The 19,255-nt window shown below is 61.8% G+C and carries 18 protein-coding genes and 2 pseudogenes; 8 read left to right on the forward strand and 12 right to left on the reverse strand.

Annotation, left to right across the window (positions count from 1 at the left end; all coding sequences use genetic code 11):
- Position 1 precedes the first annotated feature (1 nt).
- Positions 2–802 (forward strand): ABC transporter permease, encoded by an 801-nt coding sequence (locus H2O14_RS25250; protein WP_182830081.1) that lies wholly within the window; start codon positions 2–4, stop codon positions 800–802.
- Complete coding sequence (locus H2O14_RS25255) at positions 799–1,875, forward strand: ABC transporter ATP-binding protein (protein WP_182830082.1); 1,077 nt, start codon at positions 799–801, stop codon at positions 1,873–1,875. The genes H2O14_RS25250 and H2O14_RS25255 overlap by 4 nt, the downstream gene beginning before the upstream one ends.
- 85 nt (positions 1,876–1,960) lie before the next feature.
- On the opposite strand, the pseudogene H2O14_RS25260 reads toward H2O14_RS25255, so the two are convergent.
- Together H2O14_RS25260 and H2O14_RS25265 are read right to left on the reverse strand one after the other, a co-directional pair.
- Positions 1,961–3,333, reverse strand: a pseudogene (locus tag H2O14_RS25260) (amidase).
- A gap of 140 nt (positions 3,334–3,473) precedes the next feature.
- Complete coding sequence (locus H2O14_RS25265) at positions 3,474–3,932, reverse strand: Lrp/AsnC family transcriptional regulator (protein ID WP_182830083.1); 459 nt, start codon at positions 3,930–3,932, stop codon at positions 3,474–3,476.
- Between the two features lie 136 nt (positions 3,933–4,068).
- Between H2O14_RS25265 and H2O14_RS25270 the strand changes: the two genes are divergently transcribed.
- Positions 4,069–4,824 (forward strand): tryptophan 2,3-dioxygenase family protein, encoded by a 756-nt coding sequence (locus tag H2O14_RS25270; RefSeq protein WP_182830084.1) that lies wholly within the window; start codon positions 4,069–4,071, stop codon positions 4,822–4,824.
- 64 nt (positions 4,825–4,888) lie between these two features.
- On the opposite strand, the gene H2O14_RS25275 is transcribed toward H2O14_RS25270, so the two are convergent.
- Entirely contained in the window at positions 4,889–5,152 is a 264-nt protein-coding gene (locus tag H2O14_RS25275) for a WGR domain-containing protein (RefSeq protein WP_182830141.1), read from the reverse strand.
- 249 nt (positions 5,153–5,401) lie between these two features.
- On the opposite strand from H2O14_RS25275, the pseudogene repA reads away from it, so the two are divergent.
- The 5 genes and pseudogenes from repA to H2O14_RS28670 all read left to right on the forward strand — a co-directional run bounded on the left by repA (position 5,402) and on the right by H2O14_RS28670 (position 10,768).
- Positions 5,402–6,599: pseudogene (repA, locus tag H2O14_RS25280) on the forward strand (plasmid partitioning protein RepA).
- Complete coding sequence (repB, locus tag H2O14_RS25285) at positions 6,596–7,582, forward strand: plasmid partitioning protein RepB (RefSeq protein ID WP_182830085.1); 987 nt, start codon at positions 6,596–6,598, stop codon at positions 7,580–7,582. The pseudogene repA and the gene repB overlap by 4 nt, the downstream one beginning before the upstream one ends.
- A gap of 152 nt (positions 7,583–7,734) precedes the next feature.
- Positions 7,735–8,952 (forward strand): plasmid replication protein RepC, encoded by a 1,218-nt coding sequence (gene repC / locus H2O14_RS25290; protein WP_182830086.1) that lies wholly within the window; start codon positions 7,735–7,737, stop codon positions 8,950–8,952.
- Positions 8,953–9,266: 314 nt separating this feature from the next.
- Positions 9,267–9,650 (forward strand): FGGY family carbohydrate kinase, encoded by a 384-nt coding sequence (locus H2O14_RS28665; RefSeq protein ID WP_281410066.1) that lies wholly within the window; start codon positions 9,267–9,269, stop codon positions 9,648–9,650.
- Positions 9,650–10,768 carry an FGGY-family carbohydrate kinase gene (locus H2O14_RS28670; RefSeq protein WP_182830088.1) on the forward strand — a complete coding sequence of 373 codons (1,119 nt, stop codon included), beginning with the start codon at positions 9,650–9,652 and terminating at the stop codon, positions 10,766–10,768. Before H2O14_RS28665 ends, H2O14_RS28670 begins: the two co-directional genes overlap by 1 nt.
- A 54-nt stretch (positions 10,769–10,822) precedes the next feature.
- On the opposite strand, the gene H2O14_RS25305 is transcribed toward H2O14_RS28670, so the two are convergent.
- From H2O14_RS25305 to H2O14_RS25345, 9 genes are all read right to left on the reverse strand, one after another.
- Positions 10,823–11,629 (reverse strand): GntR family transcriptional regulator, encoded by an 807-nt coding sequence (locus tag H2O14_RS25305; protein WP_182830089.1) that lies wholly within the window; start codon positions 11,627–11,629, stop codon positions 10,823–10,825.
- 22 nt (positions 11,630–11,651) lie between these two features.
- Positions 11,652–12,407, reverse strand: a complete 756-nt coding sequence (locus tag H2O14_RS25310) for a creatininase family protein (RefSeq protein WP_182830090.1) — start codon at positions 12,405–12,407, stop codon at positions 11,652–11,654.
- Between the two features lie 5 nt (positions 12,408–12,412).
- Positions 12,413–13,387, reverse strand: coding sequence for a phosphotriesterase (locus tag H2O14_RS25315; protein ID WP_182830091.1), 975 nt, complete (start codon positions 13,385–13,387; stop codon positions 12,413–12,415).
- Position 13,388: 1 nt separating this feature from the next.
- Positions 13,389–14,342 carry an ABC transporter permease gene (locus H2O14_RS25320; RefSeq protein WP_182830092.1) on the reverse strand — a complete coding sequence of 318 codons (954 nt, stop codon included), beginning with the start codon at positions 14,340–14,342 and terminating at the stop codon, positions 13,389–13,391.
- 1 nt (position 14,343) lies between these two features.
- Positions 14,344–15,282, reverse strand: coding sequence for an ABC transporter permease (locus H2O14_RS25325; protein ID WP_182830093.1), 939 nt, complete (start codon positions 15,280–15,282; stop codon positions 14,344–14,346).
- Positions 15,275–15,538 (reverse strand): hypothetical protein, encoded by a 264-nt coding sequence (locus tag H2O14_RS25330; RefSeq protein ID WP_182830094.1) that lies wholly within the window; start codon positions 15,536–15,538, stop codon positions 15,275–15,277. The genes H2O14_RS25325 and H2O14_RS25330 overlap by 8 nt, the downstream gene beginning before the upstream one ends.
- On the reverse strand, positions 15,466–16,806 hold the full coding sequence (locus H2O14_RS25335) for a sugar ABC transporter ATP-binding protein (protein WP_182830095.1): 1,341 nt from the start codon (positions 16,804–16,806) through the stop codon (positions 15,466–15,468). The genes H2O14_RS25330 and H2O14_RS25335 overlap by 73 nt, the downstream gene beginning before the upstream one ends.
- A 108-nt stretch (positions 16,807–16,914) precedes the next feature.
- Complete coding sequence (locus tag H2O14_RS25340; protein ID WP_182830096.1) at positions 16,915–17,910, reverse strand: ABC transporter substrate-binding protein; 996 nt, start codon at positions 17,908–17,910, stop codon at positions 16,915–16,917.
- Between the two features lie 79 nt (positions 17,911–17,989).
- Positions 17,990–19,192: a hypothetical protein gene (locus H2O14_RS25345; RefSeq protein ID WP_182830097.1), complete on the reverse strand. Its 1,203-nt coding sequence runs from the start codon at positions 19,190–19,192 to the stop codon at positions 17,990–17,992.
- Positions 19,193–19,255 lie beyond the last annotated feature (63 nt).

Below are 19,255 nucleotides of genomic sequence, written 5' to 3' on the forward strand. Positions count from 1 at the left end.
GATGCTTCTGGATTTCGAAAAACTCGGCGCGTGGAAATGGCTGCTCCTCGGCGTGACCACGCTTGTGTGCCTCTTCCTCATTCTACCGATCGTCTTCATCGCCGCTCTGTCCTTCGGCTCGTCGCAATGGCTGATCTTTCCGCCGCCGTCCTGGACGACGCGCTGGTATGCCGAGCTGTTCGCCGATCCGCGCTGGCTGTCCTCGGCCTGGACCAGCCTCAAGATCGCGCTGATCGTCACGGCGCTCTCGGTGGTGATAGGTTTCCTGGCCGCGCTCGGCCTCAATCGTGGACATTTTTTCGGTAAGGAGACGCTGCGGGCGTTGTTTCTCACCCCGATGATCCTGCCGGTGGTGGTGCTGGCGGTGGCGCTTTACGCTTTCTTCCTCAAGATCGGACTGGCGGGCACGACGCTCGGCTTCATCATCGCCCATCTCCTGATCGCCCTGCCCTTCTCGATCATTTCGATCGGTAATGCTTTGGAAAGCTTCGACAAATCCATCGAGGACGCCGCCATTCTCTGTGGCGCATCCCCTTGGGAAGCGCGGCTCAGGGTCACCGTTCCGGCCATCAGCCATGGGCTGTTCGGCGCGGCGGTGTTCTCCTTTCTCGCCTCCTGGGATGAGGTGGTGCTGGCGATCTTCATGGCGAGCCCGACGCTGCAGACGCTGCCGGTGAAGATCTGGTCGACGCTTAGGCAGGATCTGACGCCGGTGATCGCAGCCGCCTCCACGCTTCTCATCCTGTTCACCATGCTTTTGATGATCATCGCGGCTTTTGTCCGCAAGGGACGGAAATCATGACCTCACCCTTTCTCGAAATCCGCGGCATCCGCAAGGATTACGGCCCCGTCACCGCCGTGAAGGACGTGACGCTCGATGTGCGGCAGGGCGAGTTCATGACTTTTCTCGGACCGTCCGGGTCGGGGAAGTCGACGACGCTCTATATCCTCGCCGGTTTTCAGGATCCGACCCAGGGCGATATTCTGCTCAATGGCAAGACGCTGCTCGACACGCCGTCGCACAAGCGCAATATCGGCATGGTCTTCCAGCGCTACACGCTGTTTCCGCATCTGACCGTGGGAGAGAATGTCGCTTTTCCCTTACGCATCCGGAGGCTGCCGAAGGCCGATGTCGAACGCCGGGTGAAGGAGGCGCTGCGTCTCGTGCGCCTCGAAGGGTTCGAAGACCGTAAGCCCGCGCTGATGTCGGGCGGCCAGCAGCAGCGCGTGGCGCTCGCCCGCGCGCTGGTCTATGAGCCGCCGGTGCTGTTGATGGACGAGCCGCTTTCGGCGCTCGACAAGAAGCTGCGCGAGGAAATCCAGTTCGAGATTCGCCGCATCCATCAGGAAACCGGCGTCACCATTCTCTATGTCACCCATGATCAGGAAGAGGCGCTGCGCCTGTCCGACCGCATCGCCGTGTTCAGCCATGGCAAGATCGACCAGATCGGCACGGGCCAAGAACTCTATGCCGATCCGGCGACGCGCTTCGTCGCGGGCTTCGTCGGCGATTCCAATTTCGTCGAAGCGGATATTGTCCAGGTGGATGGCGGCATGAGCACGCTCGCTCTGCCCGGCGGCGTCACGGTCTCGGGCGTGCCGCTGCACAGCCAGGGAACAGGGCGAAAGGCCTCGCTCCTGCTCAGGCCGGAGCGTATCGAACTGGCGCGCGGGACGAGCGATGGCGCACTTTCAGGACAGGTGCGCGATCTGACCTTCCTCGGCAACAACACCCATCTTCTCGTCGATATCGGCGCAGGCGAGCCGATCTCGGTGCGGTTGCCCTTCGGCCATCCGATGCTGGAAGGCCTGGGTCACGGGGCGAACGTGCATCTGCGTTTCAACCCGGCTTCGGCGCATGCCTTCAGGGATTGATGTGCGGCCAGAGTGAAATGCCGCTGGCGAGCGAGATGAAGCGCTTAGGATGTCGAACAGTTCGCCAATAAACGGCGTGACTTTGTCACCTTGAGGTAATATCTGCTCGAACAACAGGTTCTGCCGCAAGGGCTGCCGCCAGCAGAACATCGTCGTCTCCCGCTAAGGCCGATATCATCAGCCCTACCGGCATGCCGGCGTCCCCGGATCCGCATGGTATCGAGACACCGCACCAGTCCAGAAAATTCCCGATCAACGTATTGCGCAACGTTTTGCCATTTGTGGCGAAGAAAAGGTCGTCATGTCGGAGAAGCGGTTCGATGAGCGGCGCGACATGCGGCAATGTCGGCGTCAGCACCAGTTCCCCTGGTTGAAGCGCGGCGGCGAATTCTGCCTGCATTGCCTGCCGACGCTCCAGAATATGAAGGTAATCCGGCAGGCTGATACGCTCGCCGAGAGTGGCGCGGGCAACGACGCGCGGATCCATGCGCGCCGCTTCCGGACCGGCCAAACGGTCCTTGTGCAAAGCAAAGGCTTCCGCGGTGACCAGTGGCCCACGCTCCGCCATCAGCGCGAAGATGTCGGAGATGACCGGAAAAGCCTGCCGGCGAATAACGGCGCCGGCGCGGGCCAGACGCTCGACCGACGCTTCGAAGGCGTTGGCCACCCCTCTTCCGCGCCGTCGAAAAAAACGGTTTCGGCGATGACGAAGCGTTGGCCAACCAGTGGACGTCGAGATATCTGCGGCGCCGTGAGACCACACATGGCGGCGTCGATCCAGATGGCGTCCTGAACCGTGCGGGTGAGCGGGCCCAGCGAATCCAGGCTCTTCGCCAAGGGATAGACGCCTCTCATTGAATAGCGGCCGCGCGTCGCCTTGTAGCCGACGATGCCGTTGAATGCGGCGGGTATACGGATGGAGCCGCCCGTGTCGGTGCCCATGGCTGCCGGGACGAGGCCCGCGGCGACGGCCGCGGCCGATCCCGATGACGACCCGCCCGTGATGCGATCCTCATTAGTGGACGCGGGGTTGCGCGGCGTCCCGTAATGGGGATTGAGCCCAAGCCCCGAGAACGCAAATTCGCTCATATTGGTCTTGCCGACGCTCACCATCCCGGAAGACGCCAGCGCCTTGACGACATCGGCGTCGGTGCGCGCGGGTTCCTGATCGGAAAGCACGACCGAGCCTGCGGTCGTCGTCACGCCCTCGATGTCGAAGAGATCCTTCCAGGCGAAGGGTACGCCGTCGAGAAGACCGAGGGAACGTCCCTCTTTCAGCCTGCGTGCTGCGGCGTCAGCCTCCGCCCTCGCCCGATCCTGCAGGAGGCATGTGAAGACGGCTCGATCGGAATGATTGGCGATGGCGTCGAACGTAGCTTCGATCAGGTCGCGTGGAGCGAGTGCGCCGGTCTGGAGCATGGCCGCGAGGCTCGCAATCGATTTTCCTTTGTATTCGATGCTCATAACTGATCTTCCTTTTCGTCTATAGATGTCCGAACGTCCGCACTGCGTCAGGCTGACAGAGCTTGTCGGATCTGAGGTGTCAAGACGCGGCGCGCGATTCCGGCGCAGAGGGCCCTCCCCTCAGTGACGAATTGTCAAAGCCCGTCGGCGGCGTACATCATCCGCGCCGCCGGTTTTACGTCGCGCGTAATCAAGGACGTCACGAATTTGCGCACGCCCGGCAGCCGACAGATCACATCCCTCAGAAGGCGATCGAGACCGGGCATGTCGGCTGCGGCGATGTGCAGAGTGTAGTCTGCGTCGCCGGTGGTGGCGTGACATCGCAGAATCAGCGGCTGCTTTATGACCGCGGCCTCGAACTGTTCCGCCATCGTCAGGTCGACGGAAACATGGATGAAGGCTTCCAATGAAAATCCCAGACGCTTGGAGTCCAGAAGAGCATGGTAGCCGGTTATGTAGCCCTCCGCCTCCAATGTCTTGACACGTGTCCAGCACGGTGTTTTCGACAATCCGACCATGTCGGCGAGATCCGCGAAGGAGGTCCGCGCATCTCGTTCGAGCGCATGGAGGATTTTGCGATCGATCTGGTCCATGGAACATCGTCCTGATGAAATGAGCGAATGAAAGACGTTGGCCTGCACTTTGTCGGATTGGGCGATGTTTTCAAGACATTGTTCGCAGGCATGCAGGATATGGTTGACGCTCGAAATGTTGAGCGGAGAAGCAGGAATGAAGACCAAGCGCGATTATTACGACATGATCGAACAGCCGCAGATGCTCGATTACGGCGTCTATTTGAATTGCGATCGCCTGCTGACATGTCAGAAGCCTCTGGACGATCTCTGCAATGCTGACGAGTTGCAGTTTCAGATCGTCCATCAGGTCGAAGAACTCTGGATGAAGCTGATCTGTTACACCCTCGTCGATGTGATCGAGTATCTGAACGCGGCCAACACGCATCGCGTGGTGACGCTTATGGGGCGCGTCCACCGGCTGATGCGGCTGATGACCGAACAACTCGATGTGCTCGAGACCATGTCGCCCAAGGAATATCAGGAAATCCGGCTCCAGCTCGGCAATGGCTCAGGCCAGGAATCGCCGGGTTTCAAGCTTCTGTTGCGTATGCCCTATGATCTCTGGGACGCGTTCAAGGCCAGCTATCTCGACGGCAAGGGGCTGACGGTCAAGGATGTCTATGACAGCCGATACGATCACGGCGACAGCTACGTGGCGGCCGAAGCGCTGGTGGAATTCGACGAACTTTTCCAAAAGTTCCGCGCCAATCACGTCTACCTCATTCAGCGGTCGATCGGGCTCGGCTCCAAATCGCTCAAGGGCCGCCCGGTGGATATTCTGCAGGCGGGAGCCCGACACCGGTTCTTTCCTGAATTATGGGATGTGAGGGCGGAGATGACCGATGCCTGGGGCGCGTCATACGGCGTGGTGCGCGACGCCATTCACGACAAGAGCCGCGCTGATCGCTGAGCGTGCCGGGTCTATCCGCTTGCATTGGATCGAGAGAGGAGGGCGCGTCTGGTTCGACGGGCCTTCAACGTTTCAGGTCCTTCGGCAGGTAAGCATTGGACGATGTCGAGAACTTTCGCGCCCTCCAGGCATCCAAGGCCCTTTTTGCCTCCGAGGCTGACGAATACATTTCCACGGCCAACCGCCCATGTTGGCCGATCCGTCCCCATCGACGCTCGAAGCGAAATCCCCCGAGGAGATCCGTGGTAATTTCGAGGGCATAAAAGCGCGCCATGTTGCGACGCGTGTCTCGCCTCTCGCCATAGAGAGTATAATCATTTGTGGTCATGACGGCAGTATCGACCGCCGTCGGTTTCTCGTCCAATCAGTTGTTTGAATCAGTTCGCGGCATCGATTCACGATCGTGATGAATGACTGCCGCCAAGCTCTACCTACGAAAAAAGCCATGTTGGCCGCGGCCAACTTTTTGTCGTTTGGCGCCAAATCCGAATCGTGCCATAAGGGCGGTACGGTTTTTTTACCATAAACGTCTAGTTTCCGTATCAGGGCGTAAACCGTTTTACGAAGGAAATTCGACTTGACCGCAAACACCGTTTCGACGACCGATGTTCGTATCGAGCGCCAGGCCAGACAGCTTTCGCGACAGCTGAAACTTCTGTCGGAACATCTCTTTCCGCCGCAATCGCAGAAAAACCTCCGGACGTTTTCCTCCGGCGAAGCCGCGCAACTGATCGGCGTGTCCGACGGCTATCTTCGCCAGCTCTCGCTCGACGGAAAAGGCCCGTCGCCGGAGGTGACGAGCAGCGGCCGCCGTTCCTATACGCTGGCCCAGATCAATGAGCTTAGGCGGCATCTCGCCACGGTCAAGCCGAAAGACGCGCTGGCGCTGCTGCCGCATCGCCGCGCCGGTGAAAAGCTGCAGACGATCGCCGTGACCAATTTCAAGGGCGGTTCGGCCAAGACGACCACGACGCTCTATCTCGCGCAGTTTCTGGCGCTGAGCGGCTTTCGCGTTCTGGCGATCGATCTCGATCCCCAGGCGTCGCTGTCGTCCATGCTCGGCGTGCAGCCGGAATTCGATCTGCGCGACGGCGATACTCTCTATGGCGCCATCCGCTACGACAATGAGCGGCGCAGTCTCAAGGACATTGTCCGCAAGACCTATTTCGATGGTCTCGATCTGGTGCCCGGCAATCTCGAACTGATGGAATTCGAGCATGAGACCCCCGCGCGCTGGCCGAGCGCCGCAGCACACAGAGCGAGCCTTTTTCCGACGCGTCGGAGCGGCCATCGCCGAAGTCGAAGCCGATTACGACATCGTCGTGATCGATTGCCCGCCGCAACTCGGTTATCTCACGCTCGGCGCGGTCTGCGCGTCGACATCCATGCTGATCACCATCCATCCGCAAATGGTCGACGTCGCGTCGATGTCGCAGTTTCTGCTGATGACCTCCGATCTGCTCGCCGTGGTTCGTAAGGCGGGCGGAGACCTCTCGCACGACTTCATCAAGTACGTTGTCACACGGCATGAGCCCTTCGATGGTCCTCAGTCGCAGATCGTCGCTCTTTTGCGCAGCTTGTTTTCCGACGATGTGCTCACGGCCACCATCCTCAAATCGACGGCGATTTCGGATGCCGGCCTTTCCAAGCAGACGCTCTATGAAATCGAGCGCGGGCAGGTCCGGAAGTCGACTTACGACCGCGCGCTCGAATCCGTCAATGCCGCCAATTCCGAAGTGTTGGCCAATGTGCTCAAGGTCTGGGGGCGCAAATGAGCAGAAGAACCACCCTCAGCGGTATCTTTCAGCAATCGGTCGAGGGGTTGGCCGCGGCCAACTTCGATGAACGAGAGGAGCCGCGGGGCCATGCAGGCCCGGTCAAATCCATGGCGCTGACCCTGGGTCGAATGGAAGATGAGGCCAAGGCGCTGCAGGAAGCGCTGAAATCCGGCCATCACGTTCAGGACCTCGACCCCGCGTCGATCGATCCATCCTTCGTGCGGGATCGTCTCGAGGACATCGAATTCAGCGAAGACGATCCGTTCGTTCGGTCGATTGCGGAGAATGGCCAGGAGGTTCCGATCCTGGTGCGTCCTCATCCGACAGAGCAGGGGCGTTACCAGGTCGCCTATGGCCACCGTCGACTCAAGGCCGCCATGGTGCTGGGCATCAAGGTCAAGGCTGTCATTCGCGAGTTCGACGATCAATCGCTGGTGATCGCCCAAGGTATCGAAAACGGCGAGCGCAAGAATCTGTCCTATATCGAGCGCGTCGCCTTTGCTCTGGCGCTCGAGCAGAGAGGCTTTCCCCGACACGTCATCATGAAGGCCCTATCCACCGACAAGACGGAGCTGTCGAAAATGCTTTCCGTCGCCGCCAACGTGCCATCCGAACTGATCCGGCTGGTCGGATCCGCGCCGGGTATTGGCCGCCGGAAGTGGCTGGCATTGTCGGAGGCTTTGTCGCCGAGGACGCTGGCGACGGCGACTGCGCGGCTCGGAAAAGCGGAGGCGCGCGCACTAACCTCGGATGAGCGGTTCGAATTGGCCCTGGCGTCGGTTACAGCCAAGGGCGGGCGCGAAGCCCCCGCCGTTCAATGGTCTCCCAAAGCAGGCGGCGATATCGCCGCAAGTATCAAGACCGGGAGGAAGACATTCGTACTCTCCCTCAAATCGACGGAGGCTGCGGCCTTCGGAAACTATCTCTCGAAGAGGCTCGATGAGCTCTTCGAGGACTTTTTGAAAACCAGAGGAGACTAACGCAAAGAAAAAAGGCCCCCAAAACGTCGCCGTCGTGGAAGCCTCTCTTCGATTGAGCCCCTAGAGAATCGCATCCCCACGAAAATTAGTCAAGCGTATTCGGCGCCTCTTTGGCGGAGAAATTTCTTTTGCCTTTAGAAAGGTGAAAGACGATGAGGATCGGAGATATAACGACGCCCTTTGGGCGGCGGCCGGCGAAGCTTGCGCTGATCAAACGCCAGATCGACGTCAACGACGCCCCTAGGAACAGGGTGGTGGACAAATGGAAAGTGTTCCGCGACGTCTGCGAAGCGCGCAGCCTGCTCGGTCTCAATGACCGACCGCTCGCGGTGCTCAATGCGTTGTTGAGTTTTTATCCCGATGCGGACTTGATGGAAGGGCAGGGACTTGTGGTCTTTCCATCCAACGCCCAGTTGTCTGTGCGGGCGCATGGCATTTCCGGGGCTACGCTGCGGCGCGCTTTGGCAGCGCTGGTGGACGCCGGACTGATTTTCCGTCGCGACAGCCCGAACGGCAAGCGCTACGCCCGCCGGGATCAGGACGGAGATGTCGAGACGGCCTTCGGCTTCAGTCTCCTACCCCTGCTGACGCGTGCGAACGAGCTTGCACTGCTTGCCCAGCAAGTCGCCGCCGAGGCCCGCAGCCTGCGTATTTCGCGAGAACGGCTGACCCTGCTTCGGCGCGATCTCCGAAAGCTGATATCAGCCGCTCTGGAAGAGGCCGCGCATGGCGATTGGGCAGGGTTCGAAGACCGCTATATCGGCATTCTCAGCCGCTTGCCGCGTTCCGCCTGCCAGAGCGATGTCGACGCTGCCGTCGAAGCGCTTGCGCGGTTGATGGACGACGTCTCCAACGCCTTGGAAAAGCATCTTAAAACGAGTATTGTGACCGGCAATGACCATCACGATGAGCAGCACATACAGAATTCAAATACCGAATCCTCCATTGAACTTGAACCCGCTTCTGAAAGAATGCAGGAGGAGAAATCCGCGCCAGGCCAGAAAAGCACGTCGGTGGGGCTGAAGGCGTTTTCATTGGGATTGGTGTTGCGGGCCTGCCCGCAGTTGGCCGACTACGGGCCAGGCGGGACGATTGCGAACTGGCGCGACCTGATGAGCGCCGCCGTGGTCGTCCGATCGATGCTGGGCGTCAGTCCCTCCGCCTATCAGGACGCCTGCGAAGCCATGGGCCCGGAAAACGCCGCCATCTCCATTGCCTGCATCCTCGAACGATCCGGCCATATCAACTCGGCCGGGGGCTATTTGCGAAGCCTCACGGCCAAGACCCGGCAAGGCGAATTCTCGCTTGGACCGGCGCTGATGGCCCTCCTGAAGGCGAATGGTCAGCCGTCGTCACTGCGGGCCGGGTAGGGGGCGAGGCTTTTGGCGAGGGCCAACCCAGATGTACGGCGGAGGCAAAAGCCGAAGATAATGGCCGGAATTCATCCTGCCCGAAGGGTTGGTCGAAACCGGGCGCCCGCGTCGTCGGACGGCTTGGCCGTGGCATCTGCTACGACCTGCGTCCTTCTCCTCGCGGATCATCCCGGTTTGGACCAACAGAATGAGGCTGAAAAGCTGAGTCATGCTCTAAAGTTCGATCGCCGGCAATTGCAGCACGGTGGGACTTGAGATTTGCCGTCGATCAGGCCATAACTTGACTACATATATAGTCAAGTAAGGGCATCATGTATCTCGGTCTGGATATCGGCACATCGGTGATCAAGGCGGCGCTGTTCGATGGGGACGGTCGCGAATGCGCAGAAGCTTCGCAACGCATGCAACTGCTGCCGGCGCCGGTTGGCTGGTCGGAGCTCGATGGCGATGCTGTCTGGCGGGTCGTCGTCGAGGTGATCCGCGCGCTGTTCGCCGGTTCGACATTTTGTCCGGAGCAGGTTCGCGGCATCGGCGTTACCGGCGTAATGGTCGGCGCCTGGCTCGTGGATGCCGATGGAACGCTGCTTCGCCCGCCGATCCTGTGGAACGATGCGCGGGCGCAGGCCTTGGTCGACGAACTGGCGACGCAAGAGCCTGCTTTTTCTCGAAGGTTTTTGCTCTTTCCGGCTCGATGATGCAGCTCGGCTGCACGCTGCCCGTCATCGCCTGGCTGCAAGCCAACGAGCCTGAAGCGCTGGCCAAGGCGCGCCACCTTCTCTGCGCCAAGGATTTCATTCGCTACCGCCTGACCGGCCAACTCGCGACCGACGAGTCGGAGGCGGCGATGGCGCCTGGATCGGCGGCGGATCGCAATTTCCATCCCGACCAGGCAAAGCTTCTCGGGATCGAGGCGCATGTTCATCTGCTCGCGCCTGTCCGGCGCGGCGAGAGCGTGGCGGGCAAAGTCACGGCGGATGCGGCCGCGCTCACCGGGCTTGCAGCGGGGACGCCAGTGGCGATCGGCACCGGAGATACCGGCGCCTGCGTGCTCGGCGCCGGCGCCCACAAGCCGGGGCAGGCGGTGACGGTGCTGGGGACCACCTGCCTCAATGGCGTGCTGTTCGATCACGCCATGTATGAGCCGCGCGATCTCGGCTTGCTGTTTATCATTCCCGGCCGGCGCTGGATGAAAACCATGGTCAATGTCGCCGGCACGACGGTGCTGGACTGGTGCCTGAACACATTGTGTCCCGACATTGCTGCTGGCGAAAAGCCTTATGAAACGCTCGGCGCCCTGGCCGAGACCAGTGCTGCGGGCAGTGGCGGCGTCACCTTCGTGCCCTATCTCTCGGCGAGCGGCGTGATCGCGCCGCGGATCGAAGCGCGTGCCCGCGCAGGATTCCACGGCCTCGCGCCGCATCTCGGCCGGGCCGAGATGGTGCGGTCGATCTACGAGGGCATGGCCTATGCGATCCGCGATTGCTACGAGCAGATCGGCGGGGCAGGCGAGGGGGTCAGGCTCTCGGGCGGCGGTGCGCGCAGCCCATTCTGGGCGCAGATGATTGCCGATGTCACCGGCTATGTCGTCGAGGTTCCCGAGGGGACGCAGTTCGGGGCCAAAGGGGCCGCGCTCTGCGCAGCGGTGGCAATCGGCGATTTCGGATCGATCGGCGAGGCGGTGGACGCCACCTATCGCGCCCGGCGGCGGCATGTGCCCGACGCGGCTCTCAAGCCGGCCTATGACGCGGGGTTCGCGCGATTCAAGGTGGCGAGCGCGGCAACGCTCGGCGTGCTCAGGGACGCGGCTGTATAAAGAGCGTCCTCTATTCCTCTGTCCTTCAGGACGAAGGGTATAAACGCGACATTGTCAGCGATGAAAGTCGCCGAAGCCGACGGTGTAGGTCCATTCGCGGGCTTCCGGCGTCAGTTCTTCCTGTTTCGGACGCGTGAAGCCGACATTGCGGATCGAAATGTCGAGCGGCACCGGCAGCATGACGATACGTGACAGCTCGATCGGCGCGCCGGTCTGGTCGGTGGCGCGGCGGATGGCGACAAACACGGGGCTGCCGACGGCTATGCCGAGCAATTCGGCGGTCTCTTCATCTGCGATGGCCGGAATATACTGGTCCTCGGCCTGAACGATCGTGCGGCCGAACTGGCTGCGCATGGTCTGGTAGAGGGACTGGGAGAGATGGCTGAGTTCCAGCCCTTCGAGGAATTTCAGGTTCAGGCTGGTCTCGACCACAGCCAGCGCACGACCCTCGGCGGCAACCAGCCGTTTGTGACGATATGTCTGATCGGCGGGGTTGATGCGGAAGAAGGCGCGCTCGTCGTCGGTGGCTGGCGCCGGGCCGCTCGACAGGACCGTGAATTCCGGCTTCAGGCCCTGACCGATAATGCCCTCGGTGATCGAGGTGATCGCACGGTAGCGCTTTTCCACGCCCTTGCGGTTGATGAAAGTTCCCATGCCGTGCTGGCGCACGAGCAGGCCTTCCTGCACCAAAATCTCCAGCGCCTGCTGGATGGTGCGTCGGCTGACCTTGAATTCGCCGGCCAAAGGCAGTTCGCCATCGACCTTGTCGTCGTAATAGCCGGAAACGATACGCGCCCTCAGCGTCTCGGCGATCTGGATATAGACTGGTCTATGGTCCTTCGCCGCTGCCTGGCTGTTCACGTATCGGTCCTCGTGCCGGAAATTACTCGAATTGCCGCTTATAGAGCGCGGCAACCTGATTTGCCATATTGGCGAGCACGGCAGTCAGGATTTTTCCGCCCTTTTCGGCAGTTGCCGCTCGCGCATCGCCGAGTATCGGGCTTTTGGAGAAATCCGTCCAGCGATAAGCGATGGTGCCGAAATCCGCGGGGAAGGTGGGATAGTTCTCGATCGCCTTGTCCATGTCCACCGCCTCGGGCGCGAGATGCAGCATGTAGGAGGTCTCGATCTCGTCGGCATGCATATAGGCCGGATGCGCCTCGGGCCTCTCACGCACCTCGTCCACCACCTTCGAGGCGCCGGGATAGAAGAAGTTTGCGATGGTGACGCCCTGCTCGCGCATGATGCGCTGGGCGTCGCGGATCGCATTGGCGTTGCCGAGATGGCCGTTGATGACGACGACGATCGACAGACCCTTGGCCTTGGCTGATTGTGCGATCTCGACGATCGTGCGGGTGACCGTCGCGTTGGAAATGCCGAACGAACCCGGCGCATCGCCCAGCGACCAGACCTGGCCGAAGGGCAGGACGGGCAGCCGCAGCATCGGCGTAGAGCCAGCCACGACACGCGCCAGCTCTTCGGCCATCCGGCCGGCAAGGATATTGTCGGTCCCGGCGGGGATATGGTCGCCATGGCTTTCGACGGCGCCGATCGGCAGGATCAGCACCGGCTTTTTCGCCAGCGCCGCTTCCATGTCGCTGTCGTTGAGCAGGCTGATGTCGGTCTTGTCAGGTGTCATGCGGGTTACTGCTTGAAGACGAAGGCGCGTTGCGGGTTCTTGACGAAGAAGGTCTCGATCAGCGCCTTGCCGTCGAAGCCGGCGTCGCCGGCCTGCTCTATGAAGCGCGGCGCCCAGCTTTCGAGGATGTAGCCGAGCCCGAGGCCGCCTTCGCCATAGTTCCTGAACATCGTGCGGCGGGCTATATCGCCGCCGACCAGGATCTGGTCCTCATGGCCGTGTCGCACGAGATTGAGGATGCATTCGATCAGGATGCTTTCGGGATGGTACTTCACCCGGCTGATGCCGTCGAAGCACATGAAGACGCCTGTTTCGGCGGCCTTGAGATGGATCCAATGGTCCGGATTGCGGTCGACATGGGCGATGGTCAGCCGGGTTGGGTCGACGCCTTCTTCCTTGACGATCTTCAGCTGTTCGAGGATCAGCGTGCCGAGTTCGGTATGAGAATGCAGCGGCGAGCCGGTTTCCTTGTGCGAGTCGAGAACGGCGCGCATGACCTTGTCCTCGGCTTCCGAGATGGTGTTGTAGCCGGTGCCGAACTTGGCAACGCCGCCCCTCAGCTCGGTGCCGTCCATGCCGACGGTGATTTCGCGCACCACATGGTCCCGAATTTCGGCGCGGCTATGCCCGTCGATCCACTGCTGGAACGTGCAGCCGGCGCCCGCCATCTGTCCCGGCCACATGATGGCCTTGTTGAACCCGGCTGTGGCGATGATCTTGATGCCGGTGCGATCGGAGATCGCCTTCAACGCCACCGGGTCGCGGCCATAGTCGATAGCGGTAGCGTCATAGACGGCCTGGCCGCCTTGGGCGGTAAACAGTTCGACATCCTTGATCGACGCTTCCAGGTCGTCGATCATGAAATCATCGATCTTCTTTTCCTTCCACAGCGGCGGAATGCAGAAGAGGTGATCGTGGGCGTAAGTGCGGCCGAGTTCCTCTGGGGCGATGTCGCCGTTCAGGGTGCGGATGAAGCTCATGTCAGCGGTCCTTTTTCAGGTTGGCGAGCGCGAGTGCGATGATGATGATCGCGCCCTGCATCACGAAACGCGCCGCCGGCGGCAGCGACATAACGTAGAGCAGGCTCTGCAGGAAGAAGAGAATGAGGGCGCCGGCGGCTGCGCCGAGCGGCAGGAAGACGCCTCCGGAAAACAGCGCCCCGCCGATGACCACGGCCGCGATCGTATCGACCGTATAGCTGTCGGCGATGCCGATCGAGGCCATGCCCGTTATGGCGGAAAGCAGGATGCCGCCTATGGTGGCCATCAGGCTGGCGAGCACGAAGGACAGGATCACCATGCCGTCGGCGGCGATGCCGTTGAGCTTCGCGGCGGTGGCGTTGGCGCCCGACAGCAGCATCTTGCGGCCGGCCAGCGTGTAATGCACGAACAGCATCAGGATCACGCCGCAGGCGATCCACATCACCACCGACCAGGGCAGGATGCCGAAGAGCCAGCCTTCGCTGATCGTGCGGAAGGCTGGCGGGATCGAGCCGCGCGGGCTGCCGCCGGTATAGACCAGGATTGCACCCGCCAGCACCAGTGAGGTGGCGAGTGTGGCGAGGAAAGCCGGGATGCGCAAGGCCACGACCAGCAGGCCGTTGACCACACCAACCGAAAGACCGAGCGCCAGGGTGAGTCCCAGCGCGAAGGGCATGTGGGCCATATTGCCGGTAAAAGCCGTTGCGAGCACGACATTGGCGAGGCCTGCCGTGGCGCCGACCGAGAGATCGAGCCGACCCATCATCAGGATCAGCGCCTGGCCGAGCGCGATGATGCCGAGCGGGGCTGCCTGCCGGGCATTGTCCATGACCTGCTGCAACGACACCGTGCCGGAGGCGACGAAGAGAACCACGAGCAGGACGGCGAGCAAGCCGAGCGCGCGCAGCGTGGCGGCCGCGGGCCTGGCATTGGCGAGGGCGACGGGTAGAGCCATCCTATGCCTCCCCCGCCTTGCCGCGCATGAAGAAGACGAGCGCCAGCACGAAGATCAGTCCCTTGGCGATATCCTGCAGATTGGTGTTGAGATCGAGCAGGTTGAACATGTTGTTGACGAGCACGAGCGAGACGGCGGCAAAGAAGACGCCGATCAGATTGCCGCGCCCACCCTGGAGCGCCACACCGCCGAGAATGGCGGCGGACACGGCATCGAGCGTGTAGGATTCGCCGATCAGCGGATCGCCCGAGAGGATGCGGATCGACAGCACGACGCCGGCGGCGGCGGCCAGGAAGCCGGACAGGCCATAGACCGAGAGGTCGACCTTCCAACTCGACACGCCGTTGGCGAAGGCTGCGCGGGGATCCGATCCAAAAGCGTAGATCGACCGGCCGAAGCGGGTCCAGCCCATGGCCAGCACGAAGATCGCATAGGCCAGAACGGCAAGCAGCAGCGGCAGGGCGAGCAGCCGCTCTGAGCCGAACAAGACCTCGTAAAGGGCGTAGTCCACCTCGCCGCCCGGGGAGGGCAGCACGAGCAGGGTGATACCCTTCACGACCGCCGCAGTGGCGAGGCCCATGACCAGAGGATTGATCCTCAGCATGTTCACACCCGCAGCGGTAAACAGGCCGCAAACGACCCCGGCGGCGAGCGCAAGCGGAATGGCGAGCCAGCCGAGCGAGGCCGAGGTCAGGGCCATCATCGCGGTGGCCAGGCTCATGATCGAGCCGACGGAGAGATCGATGCGGCCGGCGAAAAGCACCAAAGCCTGGCCGAGCGCCACCAGTCCGAGCGGCAGCAGCCGGGTGGCGAGGTTGGCGAGATTGGCTTCGGTGAGGAAGCTTGGCGACAGCACGCCGGTGACCGCGATCAGCAGCGCGGTGAGGATCAGCGCCGGCAGTGTCAGCAGCAAGTTGAAGCGGAGCGAGCCTTCAAGCATGGACGGCCGCTCCCTCGGTCGCGGCGATGCCGGCGGCATGGCGCATGATCTTTTCCTCGGAAAATTCGGCGCGATCGATCTCGCCGGTGACGCGGCCCTCGTAGAGGGTCAGGATGCGGTCGGAAAGGCCGATCAGTTCGAGCATGTCGGAACTGATCAGCAGCACGGAAACGCCCTGTCGCGTCAATTCGTCGACCAGATGATAGATTTCGCTCTTGGACTGGATGTCGATGCCCTTGGTCGGCTCGTAGAGCACCAGGAGTTTAGGCCGATGCGCCAGCCAGCGGGCGAAGACGACCTTTGCTGGTTGCCGCCCGAGAGCTGGCCGACCGGCTGTTCGAGATCGGTGGAGCGGATCGAGAAGCGCTTGCGCGCCTCTTCTCCGAAGTGGCGTTCGCGCGCCAGCGGCAGAAAGCCGAAGCGGGTCCAGTCCGATATGGCGAACAGGCTCATGTTCATGCGGATCGGAAGGCCGAGCGCCAAGCCCTCATGCTTGCGGTCGTCGGGGATGCTGGCGATGCCAGAGGCAATGGCCCGCGATGGGGTGGCGAGCTTGGTGATGTCGCCATTGATGCGAACGGCGCCCGATGTGAAGGGACGGATGCCGCAGAGCGCATCGGCCAGCGGTTTCTGGCCCTGTCCCTCGAGCCCGGCAATGCCGAGGATCTCGCCCTTGCGGATCGCGAGATCGATCGGCGGCAGGTTCGCGTTGGCGGCCTGCTCGAGCTGGAAGACCGTGTCGGTCGCCGAGATGCGCGGTCGCTCGGGAAAGATGTTGGAGAGCTTGCGGCCAACCATGGCCTGGATCAGGTCGTCGCGGCCGAATGCGCCGCGCTCGGCTTCCAGCGTCAATTCGCCGTCCTTGAGCACGACGGCGCGGTCTGCCGCGTCCATCACCTCGGTAAGGCGATGGGAAATGAATATCACCGACGTTCCGGCGCCTTTCAACTTCGCCATCAGGCCGAGTACGATACCGGCGGCCTGGGCGGAGAGCGAGGCGGTCGGCTCGTCGAGAACCAGCACCTTGGGCTTTTGCACTACGGCGCGGGCGATCTCCACCATCTGCCGCTCGGCGGCGGAGAGGGAGCGGCCCATCCGGCGTGGTTCGATGTCGAAGCCGAGTTCGGCAAGCCGGGCGCGACAATCGTCATGCATCCTGTTCTGACGGAAGAGGCCGAATGCGTTCCTGGGCTCGCGTTTGAAATAGATGTTCTCCGCCACCGTCAGGTCCGGCATGATCGCCGTTTCCTGATGCGCGATGGCGACACCGCGGCGGATGGACTCCGCTGGGCTCGCGGGGCGATAGTCCTGACCTTCGAGCGCGATCGTTCCGCTGTCATAGGACAGATTGCCGGAGAGAATATTCATCAGCGTCGACTTGCCGGCCCCGTTCTCCCCCACCAGCGCCAGCACTTGGCCCGGCAGCAGCGAGAAGGAGACGTTCTTCAAAACGCCGTTGCGGCCGAAGGCCTTGGAAAGGCCGGAAACGGCAACCAGCGGCGTTCTGATGTTGTTATCGGCCATATCGGTCAAATCCTCAAACCTTCGTCCGGGGCGGCCTTGCCCTGCATGGCGCCGCCCCGTCCGCACCCTATTTTCCGGCCGGAGATACCCAAACTCCGGCCGGAACCGTCAATCCTTGAACGTCGCACGAACCTGGTCGTCGGTCATGCGGGTATTGACCCAGAAGCTGTCAGAGAGATCGGACCGCACCGACTTTGCGACATTGCTGTCATCGATAATCGGCGGCGGGAAGATGGTTTCCTTCTCGACCGCTTCGCCCTTAAGCAGCTTGAGCGCGACGAGCAGCGATTCAGAACCGAGCCAGGTCGGCTTGGACGGCGCGACGGAGGTGTAGCCTTTGTCCGCCAGCGCGACCCAGCGCTTGAGGTAGCCGTTATTGTCTTCGCCCGTCATCGGCGCCAGTTTGCGCTGCGCCGCGTCGAAGGCGTCGATCGCGCCGAGCGTCATGCCGCCGCCCTGCGACCAGACGCCGTCGATTTCCGGATTGGCGGCGAGCAAGTTGGAAACAGCGACCTTAGCCTGGGCGTAGTCCCAAGAGGCGTCGACTGCGCTCACGACCTGGATATCGGGATAGGCTTTGAACACTTCCTGCGCGCCGGCCCAGCGATCGTCACTGGCCGAAATGCCTGAAATGCCGTTGAGCGCGATGATCTTCCCCTTGCCATTGAGCTTCTTGGCCAGCCATTCGGCGCCAGCTTTGCCGAAATCCTCGTCGTTGACCGTGACGAGCGCGTCATAGTCCTGCGACTTGATCTTGGAGGCGAGCAGCACGACCTTGACGCCCTTGGCCTGCGCTTTCTTCAGAACCGGAATGACCGCCGTGGGCGAGATCGGGGTGATGATGATGGCGTCGACGCCCTTGGTGATCAGGTCTTCGATATTGGCGACCTGCTTGTCGGCCTTCAGTTCGGACTCGGTATAGGAGACCTCGACTTCGTCGGAATGCTTTTCGGCTTCCGCTTGGAACTCCTTATAGAGCTGCACGGACCAGGAATTGCCGCCGAAATAGATGTCGTAGCCGATCTTGTACTTGTCCGCGGCCGCGGCGGGCGCCGCGATGCCGAGCGCGATGGCCGCAGCCATCATGGTATTCTTCAGGTTCATGGTGGTTCCCCTATATGTCCTGAGACTTGGTTTGACGGTTGGATGCTATCTTGTCCACTCAAGTAGTCAAGTGAGAATTTCAGACGTCCGATGACGCTTTGGTCAATCCATTTACCGCCTGCCGCACCCAGTCGAGCCGCTTGGCGGGGATAAGCCCGTAATTGTAGAAGTTTATGCCATCTGCCCCGGCATCCGCCGCCGCCTTGGCGCGCGCTGCGATATCGTCGGCCGAGGTCACTTCCGGATAGAATACGCGATAGCCCGCGCCGAGATATTTGTCCGGACCGAGCGCCGCACGCCCCGCCCTCATCAGAGCGGCGGTCTCGGCGGGCGGCATGAAGTAGCAGCAGAGGATGGCGCCGTCGCAGACCTTGCCGACCGCTTCGAGATCGACGCCACCGAGCCATCCATCCTTGAGGTCGATCAGCACGATCCTGGTTGCGGGATCCGCATTGTCCTTGATCTCTTTGACCAGGCTGGTCACCGGCTCGGTGCGCCAGGCGAGAAAGGCGTGCAGTTCCGGCCAGGGCTTGAAGGCATCGATGCCGGCCATGGGGAAATCGGGGAACTGTATTTCCGGAACCTCGCGCTCGCACATGTCGGCGATGAAGCGGCCGACGGTGGCCTTGGCGGCTTCCATCGGCACTCCAGCCTTGCCGGCGCGCGCCATGCAATGATCGCAAAAGCAGAGCGAGAGCAGGAAATCGTCTTCGGCATTCATGCCGACGCCATCTTTCTCATGGTGGAATTCATGCGCGAAACCCATGAAGTTCGGGCTCTCGAGTTCCAGCATGTCGGGCTTGTAGGCGGTGGTGACATCCTTGACGAGGGTCACGACGTAGTCGCGCGCCGCCGGGCTCGACGGGCACAGATTGTAGTAGTTCGGATTGCCGAAAGCGTTGCGGGTAACGTGGTCCGGATGCAGCATGCCGAGCCGTGTATTGTGCAGGCAGACCGTCCAGCACGATACTTTCATTCCCCCTTTGGCGCGAGCATCGACGAGCGCCCGCAGCATGTCGCCGCGTTCGGCCAGGTTCTGCGCCTCGAGCGGCGTAATCTCCTTGCCGGCCCAGAGCGCGGCGCTCGGCTTGAAATAGACCGTGCCGTCCTCGGGAAAATAGGCCTTCTGGCCGGGGCTGCGCGGCTGTAGGAAGCGGCCGGCGTGATAGGAGGTGGCCAGACTGATCGTGTTTAGGCCGGCGCGGTCCCTCAAATCGCCCAAAGCGCCGTCGATACCTTGGTCCTGGATGTCCCAGGGGTAGGTCCACATGGAAAGATGCATTACATGTCCTCAAGCTACTCGATCGGGTCAAGATAACTTGTCCATACATGTAGTCAAGTCGTG

The sequence above is a fragment of the Rhizobium sp. G21 genome (genome assembly GCF_014158035.1).
Classification (GTDB): Bacteria; Pseudomonadota; Alphaproteobacteria; order Rhizobiales; family Rhizobiaceae; genus Rhizobium_E.